The organism is Haloleucobacter ellipsoideus, from assembly GCF_052491725.1.
On the sequence record NZ_JBQWAR010000011.1, the window covers coordinates 73591 to 89064 of the forward strand.

Annotated in this window: 15 protein-coding genes, 1 tRNA gene and 1 pseudogene; 9 read left to right on the forward strand and 8 right to left on the reverse strand. The window is 61.9% G+C overall.

Translation table 11 applies throughout. From position 1 onward, the window contains the following. Positions 1–69: 69 nt before the first annotated feature. Positions 70–147: transfer RNA gene (locus tag ACT6QG_RS01535), tRNA-Pro, on the reverse strand. Positions 148–376: 229 nt separating this feature from the next. On the opposite strand from ACT6QG_RS01535, the gene ACT6QG_RS01540 reads away from it, so the two are divergent. After that, complete coding sequence (locus ACT6QG_RS01540; protein ID WP_444975838.1) at positions 377–736, forward strand: septal ring lytic transglycosylase RlpA family protein; 360 nt, start codon at positions 377–379, stop codon at positions 734–736. Between the two features lie 1507 nt (positions 737–2243). Here the strand turns inward: ACT6QG_RS01540 and ACT6QG_RS01545 are convergent. The 6 genes and pseudogenes from ACT6QG_RS01545 to ACT6QG_RS01570 form a co-directional block, all read right to left on the reverse strand. Continuing rightward, positions 2244–2523, reverse strand: a pseudogene (locus tag ACT6QG_RS01545) (MerR family transcriptional regulator); the annotation flags it as partial. A 157-nt stretch (positions 2524–2680) separates the two neighbouring features. Next, positions 2681–2998, reverse strand: a complete 318-nt coding sequence (locus ACT6QG_RS01550) for an integration host factor subunit alpha (RefSeq protein WP_444975839.1) — start codon at positions 2996–2998, stop codon at positions 2681–2683. Between the two features lie 177 nt (positions 2999–3175). Continuing rightward, complete coding sequence (locus ACT6QG_RS01555) at positions 3176–4150, reverse strand: beta-ketoacyl-ACP synthase III (protein WP_444975840.1); 975 nt, start codon at positions 4148–4150, stop codon at positions 3176–3178. After that, positions 4147–5217: a phosphate acyltransferase PlsX gene (plsX, locus tag ACT6QG_RS01560; RefSeq protein ID WP_444975841.1), complete on the reverse strand. Its 1071-nt coding sequence runs from the start codon at positions 5215–5217 to the stop codon at positions 4147–4149. Before plsX ends, ACT6QG_RS01555 begins: the two co-directional genes overlap by 4 nt. A 293-nt stretch (positions 5218–5510) precedes the next feature. After that, positions 5511–6056 carry a YceD family protein gene (locus tag ACT6QG_RS01565; RefSeq protein ID WP_444975842.1) on the reverse strand — a complete coding sequence of 182 codons (546 nt, stop codon included), beginning with the start codon at positions 6054–6056 and terminating at the stop codon, positions 5511–5513. 9 nt (positions 6057–6065) lie between these two features. Then, positions 6066–6596, reverse strand: coding sequence for a ubiquinol-cytochrome C chaperone family protein (locus ACT6QG_RS01570; RefSeq protein ID WP_444975843.1), 531 nt, complete (start codon positions 6594–6596; stop codon positions 6066–6068). A gap of 225 nt (positions 6597–6821) precedes the next feature. Between ACT6QG_RS01570 and ACT6QG_RS01575 the strand changes: the two genes are divergently transcribed. Further along, positions 6822–7316: an outer membrane protein assembly factor BamE gene (locus ACT6QG_RS01575; protein ID WP_444975844.1), complete on the forward strand. Its 495-nt coding sequence runs from the start codon at positions 6822–6824 to the stop codon at positions 7314–7316. A 109-nt stretch (positions 7317–7425) separates the two neighbouring features. Here ACT6QG_RS01575 and tpiA read toward each other — a convergent pair whose 3' ends face one another. Further along, the gene (tpiA, locus tag ACT6QG_RS01580; RefSeq protein ID WP_444975845.1) at positions 7426–8181 is read right to left on the reverse strand and encodes a triose-phosphate isomerase; all 756 of its coding nucleotides are present in this window, start codon (positions 8179–8181) and stop codon (positions 7426–7428) included. Positions 8182–8374: 193 nt separating this feature from the next. Here tpiA and ACT6QG_RS01585 point away from each other — a divergent pair, with 193 nt between their 5' ends. The 7 genes from ACT6QG_RS01585 to moaC all read left to right on the forward strand — a co-directional run bounded on the left by ACT6QG_RS01585 (position 8375) and on the right by moaC (position 15453). Continuing rightward, positions 8375–10273 (forward strand): peptidylprolyl isomerase, encoded by a 1899-nt coding sequence (locus tag ACT6QG_RS01585; RefSeq protein WP_444975846.1) that lies wholly within the window; start codon positions 8375–8377, stop codon positions 10271–10273. Between the two features lie 13 nt (positions 10274–10286). Then, positions 10287–11798 carry an anthranilate synthase component I gene (trpE, locus tag ACT6QG_RS01590; RefSeq protein WP_444975847.1) on the forward strand — a complete coding sequence of 504 codons (1512 nt, stop codon included), beginning with the start codon at positions 10287–10289 and terminating at the stop codon, positions 11796–11798. Continuing rightward, positions 11770–12249 carry a hypothetical protein gene (locus tag ACT6QG_RS01595; protein ID WP_444975848.1) on the forward strand — a complete coding sequence of 160 codons (480 nt, stop codon included), beginning with the start codon at positions 11770–11772 and terminating at the stop codon, positions 12247–12249. The genes trpE and ACT6QG_RS01595 overlap by 29 nt, the downstream gene beginning before the upstream one ends. Before the next feature lie 88 nt (positions 12250–12337). After that, positions 12338–12937 carry an anthranilate synthase component II gene (locus ACT6QG_RS01600; protein ID WP_444975849.1) on the forward strand — a complete coding sequence of 200 codons (600 nt, stop codon included), beginning with the start codon at positions 12338–12340 and terminating at the stop codon, positions 12935–12937. 102 nt (positions 12938–13039) lie between these two features. Then, positions 13040–14077, forward strand: coding sequence for an anthranilate phosphoribosyltransferase (gene trpD, locus ACT6QG_RS01605; protein WP_444975850.1), 1038 nt, complete (start codon positions 13040–13042; stop codon positions 14075–14077). Further along, positions 14074–14865, forward strand: a complete 792-nt coding sequence (gene trpC / locus ACT6QG_RS01610; RefSeq protein ID WP_444975851.1) for an indole-3-glycerol phosphate synthase TrpC — start codon at positions 14074–14076, stop codon at positions 14863–14865. Before trpD ends, trpC begins: the two co-directional genes overlap by 4 nt. Before the next feature lie 108 nt (positions 14866–14973). Continuing rightward, a complete protein-coding gene (moaC, locus tag ACT6QG_RS01615) occupies positions 14974–15453 on the forward strand; it encodes a cyclic pyranopterin monophosphate synthase MoaC (protein ID WP_444975852.1) in 480 nt (159 codons plus the stop codon). Positions 15454–15474: the final 21 nt, after the last annotated feature.

The following is a 15474-nucleotide window of genomic DNA, read 5'->3' on the forward strand; positions in this document are numbered from 1 at the left end:
TTGTGGAAGAATGGCGAGATTCCGGCGCACCCCTGAGGGGTGAATATCTCTGCCCGGATCTTGGATAAATGGTCGGAGCGGCGGGATTTGAACCCACGACCCCTAGTCCCCCAGACTAGTGCGCTAACCGGGCTGCGCTACGCTCCGACTTGGTGCGCAGCTTTAAAGGATGTTCCCTGACAGCACAAGCGCTTTCCGGCAGGAAAGATCCGGCCCCTTCTCGAATCTGTGGAAGATACCGGCAATCTCTCCATTCCGGGGGAAATCAAGCGGGCCCTTCCGGCTCCTTTCACTTATTCACCCCATAATCGTGACATTCTAAACAAATTTCCACGCCATTCGAACCGCCATCCCTAACAGCAGGAAGGTTGATCGGATGAAACGAAGCGTGGTCCTGTCTTGTGCAGCGCTGGGCATGATGGCCAGCACATGGAATATCGGCCCTGCTCTCGCAGACATTCCCACGGGCATCGCGTCCTATTACTGGCAAGATCAGCGTACGGCGAATGGTGAGCGGTTCAATCCCGAGGCCATGACAGCGGCCCACCGCTCCCTGCCCTTCGGTACCAAGGTGCGTGTGACCAATCTGAAAAATGGACGCAGCGTCATTGTGCGGATCAACGACCGAGGCCCTTATATTCGTGGCCGGGTCATTGATGTTTCACGCGCGGCAGCCCGCCAGCTCGGCTTCACCAGGCAGGGCGTTACCCATGTTTCGATCGCACTGGTGCGCTGACGGCCGGAAGGCGGATCTCAGTCTTTCTTGTCGTTCAGAATATTTTCCATCAGCCGTTGGCACTCGCTCAGTTCATACAGGGCGGCCTGCAGGCGATGAATATCCTCACGGGAAAGTACAGGCATGACACCTTGCCCCATCATCCTTCGCCCATCATAGGGCGGGGGCTGGGGGGCAGGTGCATATGGAGCTGAAGCCTCGTTTCCGTGCGGGTCTACACCATAGCGCATACGCGGGGCGGCTGCGGAGGCCGGGATGCGTTCCGGTGCCGGTGGCGGCGTGCGATATGCATCCTGATGCGCGGGGCGCTGGGGATAGTCATCCTCCCATGCGGTGCGCTCTTCCCATGCGGCACGGCCGCTGGGCGCACGGCGCATATCCACCGGCGGCAGCTCGAATTCCTCCACCACGGGCTCAATGAAGGGGCCAAAGCGGCGCGGCTGCGGTGCTGGTTCGGGCATGGCCGGGCGCATGGGGCGCGGGCCCGGCGGAGTGGCAAACAGCTCTGGCTCGATTTCCGGCTCAAGGCGCCCGGCCTCCCTGTAGGCAGGAAAGTCCGGCGCAGGGGCACGGGCAGGCTCTTCATGCGCTTGCGGGCGCGGAGCAGGCGCACGCCCCGCCTCCACATATCTGTCTGTCATATGTGGCTCCTGGGGCAGGTCCCGCGCAGTGCCGCGCACAACCGAGGGGAGATCGTCCTCTTCGATCTCCTCCTGCAGCATTCTTCTGTCCGTTTCCGCATCCATGGCATGTCGATGCCTTTGCGGCACATATTCAGCCGGCGGCCCCTCCTCCGCCCGGTGGGCGGCGGTTTCGTGCTGCTGATCATGCGCCTTCTTGCGGCGAATGCGCTCTTCCAGGGGCTCGGACTCCTCCTCCTCGGAAGCGGCGGCGTCATCCATGAAGGGCAGCAAAGGGTCCTGAAATTCCGGACGGGAAGGACTGGTGATATGGGCGGCCGGCCCACGGCTGGGACGCGGCTGAAATACCGGCTCGGCGCGCACTCTCCCGCCCATGCGCGTGTCTCGCGCGGATGAGGGGGCAAAGGATGGCGGCGGCGCAGGCGGTGGAGGCGGCGGTGCCTCTATCTCATCAAGGAAGGGCGGTTCATCATGATGAAGCGCGATGTCGTCTTCAGGGAAGGACAAGTCCTCCGGCTGATGCGAGATCTCACTCTCATAGCGCCGTTCCTCGACAATCCGTTCTTCATAGACGGAGCCGTCAAAACGCCGCTCCTCGACACGCTGGGCCCTTGCCCGGGTGCGTGGCGGGGCATGCACCGGCTCCTCATTTTCCGGGGCGAACGAATCCAGTGGGGCCAGATCATCAAATGGCAGAGGCGGCTCATCCAGAGCGGGAGGCTCCTCGTGGCGCGCATTTTCCTGCGCCTTGCCGCGCCGCAAGGGCAGCAGGCCGAGCAGGCCGCCATAGGATTTCCCCTCAGGGGAGGGGCTGCGCACCTCGGGCTCTGCCGCATTTCGCATGGCGGCGACATCACCCTCAATGCCAAGGTCCTGCACATGCCGGACCCCCTGCTCCTTCAGGATCTTCTGTGCCCCCTTGATGGTGAACCCATCTTCATACAGCAGCCGCCGGATGCCGCGCAGCAGGTCGATATCCTCAGGGCGGTAGAAGCGGCGTCCCCCTGCCCTTTTGACAGGCTTTACCTGATGAAAGCGGCTTTCCCAGAAACGCAGGACATGCTGCGGCAATGCGAGTTCCTCAGCCACCTCGCTGATTGTGCGGAAGGCATCAGGGTCCTTCTCGGTCTCGCGCGCATCGGCCACTATGTCCTGTCCTCGCAAATTGGGGGAAGGCCGCGACCATCAGATCAAACTTCCCCAGCCGTTGCCGGAAAATCTATGGCAACGGTGATGGTTCCAGATTCTACAGGTAAAAAAAGAGCCTCAGGAAAAGCACCCGGCCCCGAAACCGGCGGGGAGTTCAGTCCTTCTCCGCCGCGTCGGAGGTGATGCCATTGATGCGGTTCTTGAGAATGGATGAGGGTTTGAACACCATCACCCGGCGCGGCTCGATCGGCACCTCTTCGCCGGTCTTGGGATTGCGGCCGATACGACGGCCCTTTTCCCGCACCACAAAGGAGCCGAATGAGGAGAGTTTTACTGTCTCGCCACCCACCAGACAGTCGGCGATCTCCTTCAGCACAAGCTCCACGAGCGCAGCTGATTCTGTACGAGACAGCCCCACCTGCTGATAAACGGCCTCGCACAGATCCGCGCGTGTCACAGTCCGACCAGCCATGTGTCTACCTGACCTCTTTCAAGATTGCGCCAAACCAGTGAGGCCCTCCCCGGTTACACCCTTCGCGCGCCTGCCCGGCCAGTGCCTGACAGACGGAAATGTGCCCCCGGTTCAGTCCCGAACCATTGATGACCAACACTAGACGCGGGTCACAAGGCTGGTCAACGCCCTTCTGCATCACCAGCGCAACAGCGCCGAACCCCATGTAAACCCGCCGCCCATGGCCTCGATGAGAACCAGGTCTCCGGCCTTGAGGCGCCCATCCCTTGCCGCCACATCGAGGGCGAGGGGAATGGAGGCTGCAGAGGTGTTGCCGTGCCGGTCCACGGTCATCACAACCTTTTCCGGGGCAATGCCAAGCTTCTGGGCACTCGCATCAATGATGCGCCGGTTGGCCTGATGCGGCACGAACCAGTCGATGCTCTGGGCACTTTCGCCGGTGGCGGCAAAAGCATCCTCGATCACATCGGTGATCATGCCGACGGCATGCTTGAACACCTCGCGCCCTTCCATGCGCAGATGTCCGACAGTGCCGGTGGAAGACGGGCCGCCATCCACATAAAGCTTTGCACGGTGGCGCCCATCCGTCCGCAAATGGCTGGTCAGAACGCCGTTGTTTCCGGCCTCATTGACGGGTACGGCCTCCAGCACCATGGCGCCGGCGCCATCGCCGAACAGCACGCATGTGCCGCGGTCTTCCCAGTCCAGAATGCGGGAGAAGGTCTCCGCGCCAATCACCAGTGCACGCTTGAATGCGCCCGTACGCAGATGGGCATCCGCGGTGGAAAGCGCAAAGACGAAGCCCGAGCACACGGCCTGCACATCAAAGGCTGCACCATGTGTGATGCCGAGTTCAGCCTGGATGACGGCTGAAGTGGCCGGAAAGGTCTGGTCCGGCGTGGAGGTCGCCAGAACGATCAGATCGATGTCGGCCGGCTGCAATCCTGCGGCAGCCAAGGCATTGCGGGCCGCGGCAAGGCCCAGATGGGAGGTGAATTCCCCCTCCCCCGCAATATGGCGCTGACGGATGCCCGTGCGCTGCACGATCCATTCATCAGATGTATCAATGCGTGCAGAAAGCTCAGCATTGGTAACGATATTTGCCGGGAGATAAGATCCGATCCCCCTGACGACAGACCTGATACCGCTCACGATTGTCCTTCCGCACCAGCTGGCTGAAGCGCCCGGGCCGTCGTCTCAAAAGGTCGACGGCTGACAAGGCTGGCTTCGATACGCGCCAGCAGTTGATGGCGCACCATGTCATAGGCGAGATCGACGGCGGCAGCGAAGCCCTCCGCATCCGTCCCACCATGGCTTTTTATCACGATACCATTAAGACCAAGGAAAACACCGCCATTGGAGCGGCGGGGATCCATCTTTTCTTTCAGGACCTGAAATGCATCCCGCGCCAGCAGATAGCCGATCTGCGCACGCAGGGTCCGCCCCATGGCGCTGCGCAGATAGGAGGCAAGCTGCTTGGCCGTGCCTTCCGCCGTCTTGAGAGCAATATTGCCGGCAAAGCCTTCCGTCACCACGACATCAACGGTGCCGGCGCCAATATCATTGCCTTCGACAAAGCCATGATAATTCACAGGAACCTGCTCTTCGCGCAGCACGCGGGCAGCTTCCTTCACCTCATCGATACCCTTGATTTCCTCGACCCCGACATTCAGCAGGCCGACGGTGGGATTTTCGATATCGAACAGGACCCGCGCCATGGCCGAGCCCATGATGGCCATTTCCACAAGGCTGCGGGCGCTGGCGCCAATGGATGCGCCGACATCGAGCACCACGCTCTCCCCGCGCAGGGTTGGCCAGATGGCCGCGATTGCCGGGCGGCTGACGCCGGGCATGGTGCGCAGATTGAAATTCGCCATGGCCATCAGCGCGCCGGTATTGCCGGCGGAGACGGCGGCATCGGCCTCCTTCAGCTTCACGGCATCGATGGCGCGCCACATGGAGGACTTGTAACGCCCGCGCCGCAGGGCCTGGCTCGGCTTGTCATCCATACCGACAACGACATCGGTATGGATCACCGTCGATACGGCCGCCAGCTTGGGGTGGGACGCCAGCGTCGCATTCACGCGGGTCTCATCGCCATAAAGGACATAGGAGATGTCAGGGTGTTGACCGAGGGCGATCTCCGCTCCGGCAAGAACCGTCTCGGGGCCATGGTCTCCTCCCATGGCATCAAGAGCGATGCGGACGGATGCAGTCATCTGAAACTGGCTTTCATATCGGCGGCAGATCTCTGCAGAAATGCGAAAAGCCATGTGACTCGGGTTTGCGTTCCCAGTTTCAGCTCGGAATACATTCCCGGCCTCACAGCCAAGATTTTATGCGTGGCAATGTGATCGACGGCGATGCCTGCCCCCGGACGCATCCCACGCCTGAAAGTGGAAAGGCTCATGCCCTCTCGGCTCATGCCCTCTCCCTTGCCAGCGGGCGCGACAATAACGCCTCTCGCAGGCATCGCAACCATATCCATCACTCCCGCCCGTATGCTTATGATTTAATCCTTCAGGCGCGCGAGGGCGGAAAAGGGGGAAAGTGCGCCGGGCTCGGGCTCGGGCGCTATAAATACAGCATCCGGTTTGCGTGGATAAGGGTCTACCCCCAGGGCGAGAAACTCGAGCGCAAGGGCGCCCACATCAATCCGGCCATCGAGAATCTCATCCGGCAGGTCATGATCCTCATCCTCCAGCGATTCGGAGGGAATCGCCGTGCCGGCCGGAACGAAGTGCACATCGACCATTTCATTGAGCGGGGCATCGAACGGCTCAAGCGAAACGCCGCAATTCTGGCGGATGGTGGCGCGCACCGTCCCTGTCACATGAATGCCATCGGCCCCCTCATGGGCCAGACGGATCTGCGCCCGGAAATCGGAAACCGCCAGCACATCCACATAGCGCGCCAGCTCCTGCAGCAGCGCGGGCTCATCGACCCTGATGTCGATTTCCAGCCCCCTGGGATTGATCTCGGCGATCGTGACAGGCCGGGAGAGCGGCAAAGGCGAGGCGGAGGAAGCTTCAGGGGCACCGGGCTCGATATCAGACATGGCTCACCCTCACTTGGCTTCAGGCGCAGGCAGGGGCAGCTCACCCTCGGCCAGCACGTTAAAAGACGTATTCCCCAAAAGGTCTGCCGCGTTCCGCACATAGGTTGCCAGTGCGGCCGCGTGACGGTCCGCCTCGTTCCCATGGATGTTGCGGGCCAGCGCCAGTTCCAGCGCCGCGCTGTCGCGTGCATCCAGCGCCGCGTCATAAGCGGCGGCTCGTCCGTAGAAGGCGGCGCCGATTTTTTTCATCTTCTTCGGCACGGTCAGGTCTCCGACCCCCATTTCCCTCAGGGTGCGATCCATATCATCCGCGAATGTGTCGAAGATATCCTGAGACAGGGCCTTCTCGGTCGCATCCCCGTTTTTCAGGCGATAGCACAGCAGGATGGTATGGAGGAGCATCATCTCGAAGCGCCCTTCCACCGTATCGGGAACGCCGAAGTCCGTGTAGAAGGCGGGATGCCGTGACTGTGTCACGATCGCGCCATACAGACGCTCGACGATCACACGGGTTTTGTTGGGGCGGAAGAGATTGAACATCGCGCTTAAGAATCAGGCAGGGCTCGGTGTGTATGATATTCCTGCCCAGCGGCGTAACGCCCACGCGACGGACTGGCAAGGCCCTGTATTGTGCAGCCTGTCAGAGAACGGCATAAACAGCTGGATGGTTGCGGACGGAATGACCAGCATATGAGGAACGGTGTAGTGACACGGCACTTGGGAAAGACGCAGAATTCTGGCGATGACACGACCGCCGCCGGGTCCATGGCACGTGAGAACATGCAGGATAGCTATCGCCTTTCCAGAAGCTGGCCGCTGGCGCTGGCGCTGCTGACTCTCGTGCCCGCCATAGCCGGTTGTGCGGAAATGGTGAGCGGCAAGGGCACCAGCCTTTCCGGCATCACGCGCACATATCAGCGCGGCTATGTGCTGAGCGATGATGCCCTGGACCAGATCCCCGTCGGCTCCAGCCAGGAGCAGGTGCTGCTGGTGATGGGCACGCCCTCGACTGTGGCGACCGTGAATGGCGAGGTCTTCTATTATATTTCGCAGACCGAGAAGCGCACGGCCTTCCTCAAGCCGAAAATCTCCGACCAGAAGGTGGTCGCGGTCTATTTCGACAAGAATCGCCGCGTGAGCCGTGTCGCCCAGTATGGCGCCAAGGACGGCAAGGTCTTCGACTTCGTTTCCCAGACCACGCCCACCAGCGGCGAGGATCTGAGCCTGGTCCGCCAGCTCATCGGCCTCATTACCTTCTGAGCCCGGTGGCGCACCAAAAAGAAGGGGCACGGTTTGAAGCCGTGCCCCTTTTGCATGGACTGGACCAGATGACCGGAGCTGAGGACGGACCGGCGCCCCTCCTCAGGCTTCAGAGCACCGCATGGGCGATGCCGAGGAAATCGTTCGCCTTCAGGCTCGCACCGCCAACCAGCGCGCCATCCACATTGGGAATGGCCAGCAGGGTCTTTGCGTTATCAGGCTTTACCGATCCGCCATAGAGAATGCGGATCTTCTCGCCTTCCTCGCCAAAGCGCTCGTTCAGCACATTGCGAATGGTATTATGCACCTGCGCCACATCCTCGGGCGTGGGAATACGGCCTGTACCGATCGCCCAGATCGGCTCATAGGCGACCACGAGATTGCCGCCCTCCGCCCCGCGCGGAATGGACTGGCGCACCTGCCGGGCCACAACCGCTGAAGCTTCGTTCGCATCGCGTTCGGCAAGGGTTTCCCCCACGCACACGATAGGCAGAAGGCCCGCGCGCCAGGCAGACTTGACCTTGGCCTTCACCACGGCATCCCCCTCGCCATGGTCTGCCCGCCGCTCGGAATGCCCCAGAATGACGGCCACAGCCCCGGCCTCGCGCAGCATTTCGGGGGAAATGTCGCCCGTATGCGCGCCGGATTCGTTGAAGTGGCAATCCTGCCCGCCAAAACGGATCGGACCTGTGGCATTTTCAGTGAAGCCGGCAAGCAGAACGGCCGGAGGGCACACCAGCATGTCCGCCTTTTCGCTAAACGCCGGATCAAGGCCAGCCGCCATGGCGTCCAGTTCCTGCCTGGACTGCCGGCTCCCATTCATTTTCCAGTTTCCGACAATCAGAATGCGGCGCGGGCTGCCCATGTTGATATTTCTCCCGGAAATTCCGGCCTCCCCTCACCGGGGTGGCTCCCATCGGGCTCTAGCAGAGCTGGGGGTGGGCTGCAAATGAGTGGGGCACAGCATTAACGATACGTTGCCTGCCCCCCTGCCCGTCCCTATGATGCGCGCCAAATTCCGTGCGCGTTCCGAACCGCGCCTACCAGATGATTGGACGATGGCACTTCAGAATCTCCGCAAGGGTGCATCCGGCTGGGTCGCCAAAATTTTCCTTATGTTGCTGGTGTTCAGCTTTCTGATCTGGGGCATTGCCGACGTGTTCCGCGGCATGAGCGACACAGATGTTGCAACGGTTGGAAAAACAAGCATCTCCTCAAGCGCTTTCCGTGAGCGCTATCTGGATCAGATCCAGCGGCTCGGGCAGCAGGCCGGGCGGGGAATTTCACCGGATGAGGCCCGCGCCTTCGGGCTGGACCGGCGCTTGCTGAACCAGATGGTTGCCGATGCGACCCTGGATGAAAAAGCTTCGCGGATGGACCTGTCCATCAGCCCGGAAGAGCTGGTGCGCCTGATTCAGGAGAACCCCGCCTATCGTCCTCCGGGGGCATCGGCGTTTGATCCAGCCTATTTTGCGCAGCTTCTGCGCTCCAACGGCATGACCGAGCAGCGCTTCCTTGCCGCCGAGCGCCAGCGCGCCCTGCGCCAGCAACTGGTCCAGTCCTTTGGCGAGGGCGTGGTTGCCCCCAAGGTTCTGGTCGAGGCTCTGGAGCGTTTTGAGGGCGAGGTGCGGAATGTATCCTATATCGCCGTCACGCCCGCCGCTGTTGGCCCCCTGCCCGCCCCGACCGAGGAGCAGCTGCGGACCTTCTATGATGCGAACAAGATCAGCTTTCGCGCGCCCGAATATCGCAAGATCAACCTGATCGCCCTCACGCCGGAAGAGCTGGCCGGCAAGATCGAGGTCAGTGACGAGGATGCCCGCGCCGCTTATGATTCGGACAAGGGGCGGTTCGGAACCGCCGAGCGCCGCGAAGTGCATCAGATCATGTTCACCAAGCCGGAGGATGCCGCCGCCGCTGCCGGGAAGATCAAGGCTGGCGCCAGCTTCGCGGATATTGCCGCCGAGCGGGGTCTGAAGCCGGAAGAGACGAATCTTGGCCTTGTTGAACAGGGCGCCATTCTTGACCCGAAGGTGGGTGAAGCCGCATTTGCCCTTGATGAGGGGAGCGTGAGCGCACCTGTCGAAGGCCGCTTTGGCAGTGCATTGCTGCATGTCGCCAAGGTGGAGCCGGGCAGTATCCGTCCCTTTGATGAGGTCAAGGCGACCCTCAAGCAGGAGATCGCCGCCCGTCGTGCCGAGTCGCGTCTGCTGGATGAGCATGATGCGGTGGAGGATGAGCGCGCCTCCGGCTCCACGCTTGCCGAGATTGCCAGAAAGCAGAACCTCAAGGTGCAGACCTTCGAGGCTGTGGATCGCTCCGGCCGCATGCCGGACGGGGAGCCGGCCGCCATGCCGGGGGCCTCTCTTGTCATTACCGCCGCTTTTGACACCCAGCCGGGTGTTGAGGCTGAAACCATCCAGCTGCCGCAGAATGCAGGCTTCATCTGGTTCGAGACCGTTTCGGTCACCCCCGCGCGGGATCGCGAGTTTGATGAAGTGAAGGATGCCGTGACCGCCCGCTGGACCGAAGAGGAAACCGCAAAGGCCATTCAGGCCAAGGCGGAGGAGCTTCTGAAGCGGGCAGAGGGCGGCATTCCGCTGGCGCAGGTTGCCGGCGAGGCCGAACTGCCCCTGCGCATTGCGGATGGCCTGCGTCGAGGACGGGTTGATGGCCCCTTCTCGACGGATGCCGTGAACCGGGTGTTTGACCTGAAGGACGGCGGACTTGGCGAGGCTCTTGCCACGAATGCACCGGAGCGTCTCGTTTTCCAGGTCACCAATGTCATCGCCCCTCAGCTTTCGGCGGAGGAAGACACGCGGATTGCGAACGAGATTGCGCAGCAGATCGAGAGTGACATCCTGCTGCAATATCTCGGGGCCATCCAGCGCGAGATTGGTGTCCAGATCAACCAGCGTGCGCTTTCCCAGGCCATTGGCGCCGGGAATATCAATTAGGGTGGTCTCGACCGTGACTGAACCTTTCAACTTTGAAACCTTCTCCCGGCTTTATGCCGAGGGGAAGGCGCAGGTGGTCTCCACCAGCCTGGTCGCAGATCTGGAAACGCCGGTTTCAGCCTTCCTGAAAATTGCCGGGGACCAGCCGAACTCCTTCCTCCTCGAATCTGTCGAAGGGGGAGAGACCTGCGGGCGCTATTCCATGATCGGCCTCGCGCCGGATCTCATTTTCCGCGCGACAGGTGACAAGGCGGAGATCAACCGCTCTGCCGCAACGGACAGCACGGCTTTCGAGCCTTGCGATGCCCCTCCGCTTCAGGCCCTGCGCCAGCTTCTGGCCGAATCCGCCATCGAGCTGCCGGAGGGGGCCCCTCCCATGGCGGCCGGCATTTTCGGGTATCTGGGATATGACATGGTGCGGCAGATGGAGAATCTGCCCCCGGCCAAGCCCGACCCTATCGGCGTGCCGGAAGCGCTGCTGATCCGCCCGACCATCATTGTGGTGTTTGATGCAGTTCGGAACGAGCTGAATGTCGTCACCCCTGTGCGCCCGCGTGAGGGGATCAGCGCCCGCGCCGCCCATGAGGCTGCTCTGGAGCGGATCGAGCGGGTGGCAGCCACGCTGGAAAGCGCCGTTGCCCACACCTCTCCGCAGCCCTTTCATGGGGATGTGAGCGCTGTCTCCAATACGGAGCCGGCTGAATATCTGGCGATGGTTGAGAAGGCGAAGGAATATATCCGCGCCGGAGACATCTTTCAGGTTGTGCTCTCGCAGCGGTTCGAGAGCCCCTTCACCCTGCCCCCATTTGCGCTTTATCGTGCCCTGCGGCGTGTGAACCCTGCCCCGTTTCTGGTCTATCTGAACTTTGAAGGCTTCTCGGTGGTCTGCTCCAGCCCCGAGATTCTGGTGCGTCTGCGCAAGGGCACGGTCACCATTCGTCCCATCGCCGGAACCCGCAAGCGTGGTGCAACGGCTGAAGAGGACGAGGCGCTCGCCGCCGAACTGCTGGCGGACCCGAAGGAGCGCGCCGAGCATCTGATGCTGCTCGATCTTGGCCGCAACGATACCGGCCGGGTCTCGCAGATCGGCAGCGTGAAGGTGACAGACAGCTTCTTCATCGAGCGCTACAGCCAGGTGATGCACATTGTTTCCAATGTCGAAGGCCAGCTGAAGGATGGCGCTGATGCGCTGGATGTGCTGGCCGCCGGTTTTCCAGCGGGCACGGTTTCCGGTGCGCCGAAAGTGCGCGCCATGGAAATCATTGATGAGCTGGAGAAGGAAAAGCGCGGTATCTATGCCGGTGCCATCGGCTATTTCGGCGCCAATGGCGAGATGGATACCTGCATCGTGCTGCGCACCGCAGTGGTGAAGGATGGGCGCATGTATGTGCAGGCCGGCGCAGGCATCGTCTATGATTCCGTACCGGAGAGCGAGCAGCAGGAGTGTGTGAACAAGGCCCGCGCCCTGTTCCGCGCCGGTGAGGAAGCGGTGCGCTTTGCCGCTGGTGCGCGCCACGGGCAGTAAGGGGCGGGCCAGCTACATGACCATGCAGCCGGAAGCAGGGGCTTGGACGCCCGTGTTTCTGGCCCCGGTCACTCTCGTGCTGGGTGCTCTCTATGGATATGGCGTTGCCACGGCCTTCTCGCCGGGGGCGGAAGGGTTGGCCGCCATGCTCATGGGGTTTTGCACCTGGGCTCTGGCCTTCGTTTTCTGGCGTCTGTATCGGGGGAGCCGGCAGGCCGGGCACTGGCGCAGAATGGGCATCGGGGCCGTTTCGCTGGTTTGTGCCCTGCCCTGCGCCGTCTTTCTGGCCACGGTGCTTTTGCTCGTGTTGCAGAACCCTGTTCTGGGCTGGCAGAAGCCCGCCGATATTGTGGAACTCGGCATGTTCATGGTGCGGTTTACAATTGTGCATGCCGCTTTCATCACCCTGCCCGTCTCTGCCCTGGCCGGCGCGCTTGCCGTGGTGAAATAGACAGGCATACTGTCATGCTTGACCCCGCCCCCCGGAACGCGCTTTAAAAATGAATGAGTAGCCCGAGAGCATCGGGGTTGGAGCGTTCATGACCACCGTTACGCTGATCGATAATTACGACAGCTTCACCTATAATCTCGTGCATTATCTGGGCGAGTTGGGCGCAGCCGTTACTGTTCACCGCAATGATGCGCTGAGTGTCGCCGATGTGCTGGCCGGCAAGCCGGATGCCATTGTGCTTTCCCCCGGCCCCTGCACGCCGAACGAGGCGGGGATCTGCTGCGATCTGATCGCCGCGGCCAGCGAAACGGTGCCGATGCTGGGGGTCTGCCTCGGGCATCAGTCCATCGGTCAGGTGTTTGGTGGCGATGTCATCCGCGCGCCCACCCCCATGCATGGCAAGATGTCCGAGATCCTGCATCAGGGGCGCAGCGTCTTTCGCGGCATCAACGGGCCGTTTCAGGCCACGCGCTATCATTCCCTGATCGTGCAGCGGGACTCACTGCCGGATGAGCTTGAGGTGACGGCGCAGACCGCAGACGGGCTCATCATGGGGCTGGCCCATAAAACCCGGCCCGTTCATGGCGTGCAGTTCCACCCGGAAAGCATCGCTTCCGAGCACGGGCACACGATGCTGCGCAACTTTCTGGAGATTGCAGACGCCTTCAATGCGGCGAACCCGAGATAGACGGGCAGCGGATTGAGGCGCATACCGGCGCGCGGGGCGCGGCCCGGGCCTCATATGTTTGCCCGCCCAGGATTTCAGCCGCCGACCTGCTGAGGACAAGAGATGACCGATGAGTTCAAGCCCCTTCTCGGCAAGGTGGCAACCGGAGCAAGCCTGACACGGGATGAAGCCGCCAGCGTCTTCAACACCATGATGTCCGGTGAGGCGACCCCCTCACAGATGGGTGCGTTGCTGATGGGGCTGCGGGTGCGTGGCGAGACGGTGGATGAAATTGCCGGCGCGGTTTCTGTCATGCGGGCAAAGATGCTGCCTGTTCAGGCTCCTGCCGATGCCGTGGACATTGTGGGCACAGGCGGGGATGCCTCTGGTTCCTACAACATCTCGACCTGCGCCTCCTTCATTGTTGCCGGTGCTGGCGTGCCGGTGGCAAAGCATGGCAACCGCGCGCTTTCTTCCAGATCCGGCGCTGCTGATGCCCTCATGGCACTGGGCGTACATATCGATCTGGGCCCGGAGGGAATCTCCACCTGCATCGAGGAAGCCGGGATCGGCTTCATGTTTGCGCCGAACCATCATGGCGCAATGAAGCATGTGGGTCCGACACGGGTTGAGATGGGCACGCGCACCATTTTCAATCTTCTTGGCCCGTTGGCCAATCCGGCCGGTGTCCGCCGCCAGATGGTGGGCGTGTTTGCAAAATCATGGATCGTGCCGCTGGCCGAGGTTCTGAAGACTCTTGGCGCGGAGCGGGCCTTTGTGGTCCATGGTTCCGATGGTCTGGATGAAATCACCATCTCCGGCCCCACGGATATCGCTGTTCTGGAAGATGGGCATATCCGCACCTTTGAGGTGACCCCCGAGGATGTGGGCCTGACCCGGGCTCCCCCGGAATCCCTGAAAGGCGGGGATGCGGCCTGCAATGCGGCAGCCCTGCGCCGTGTTCTGGAAGGCGAGAAGAGCGCCTATCGCGACGTTTCGGTCTTCAATGCCGCGGCGGCTCTCGTCGTGGCCGGGGTCGTTCCCACCCTGAGCGATGGGGTGGAGATGGCACAGGAAAGCATCAATTCCGGCTCTGCCCTCAAACGGCTGGAGAAGCTGGTTGAGGTATCATCCCGGCTCGCCCCGGAGGCTGCGCAATGAGCAATATTCTCACACGTATCGAAGCTTACAAGCGTGAAGAGATTGCCGCAGCCAAGCGCGCGCATCCTCTTTCCGAAATCGAGGCGGCTGCCCGCGTGGCCCCGCGTGTGCGCCCCTTCGCCGGCGCGATCGAGCAGACCCTTTCCGAACGGCAAACTGCACTCATCGCTGAAATCAAGAAGGCCAGCCCTTCCAAGGGGCTGATCCGCGAGGACTTCGACCCGCCAAGCCTCGCGCGGGCCTATCAGCGTGGTGGCGCCACCTGCCTTTCAGTCCTCACGGATGGTCCTTCTTTTCAGGGAGCGCCGGAATATCTGGGCACCGCCCGCGCGGCTTGCAGCCTGCCGGTGCTGCGCAAGGATTTCATGTATGACACCTATCAGGTCGCGGAAGCGCGCGCCTGGGGGGCGGATTGCATCCTGATCATCATGGCAGGTGTGGATGATGCGACCGCACGAGATCTCGCGGATGCCGCCAGCGCCTATGGCATGGATGCGATCGTGGAAGTGCATGATGAGGCGGAGCTTGATCGTGCGCTCAATCTGCCCTGCCGGCTGATTGGCATCAACAATCGTGATTTGCGGACCTTCCACACCGATCTTGCAACCTGTGAGCGGCTCGCCCCGCGGGTGCCGCAGGGTCGTATCGTGATTGGTGAAAGCGGCATCTTCACACCGGAAGATGTGCTGCGCCTCTCACAGTCCGGCATTGGCACCATTCTTGTCGGCGAAAGCCTGATGCGGCAGGAGGATGTGGCCGGAGCGACCTCCTATCTGCTCTCGCTCTAGGGTCACCTGCCAGCCACGAGGCTGCTCATGGCTGGACTTCCACGGCCCGGGGCGGCACGCTTGGGATAAATTGCGGCCGTCTGGTCTTTCGCCTGCGAAAGTGAGCTCATGGTTCATCTCACCCATCTTGATGCCCAGGGCAATGCCCATATGGTGGATGTCTCCGAAAAGGCCATCACCGCGCGTGAGGCGGTGGCGGAAGGCTGTGTTCTCATGGCGGCGGAGACCCTGTCGCTCATCCTCTCCGGCAATGCGAAGAAGGGGGATGTTCTTGGCGTTTCCCGCATTGCTGGCATCATGGCCGCCAAGCGCACCCATGAGCTGATTCCCCTGTGCCATCCGCTCATGCTCTCAAAGGTTGAGCTGGAGCTGGAACCGGATGAGGCCCTTCCCGGCCTGCGTGTCACGGCCCGGGTCAAGACCTCTGGGCAGACGGGGGTGGAGATGGAGGCCCTTACGGCTGTGAGCGTGGCCTGCCTCACCATTTATGACATGGCCAAGGCCGTTGACCGCGGCATGCGGATCGAGGCCATCCGGTTGCTGGAAAAGGCCGGCGGCCGCAGCGGACACTGGCAGGCGCAGGCCTAAAGGTCATTCTAACGGGAGGAC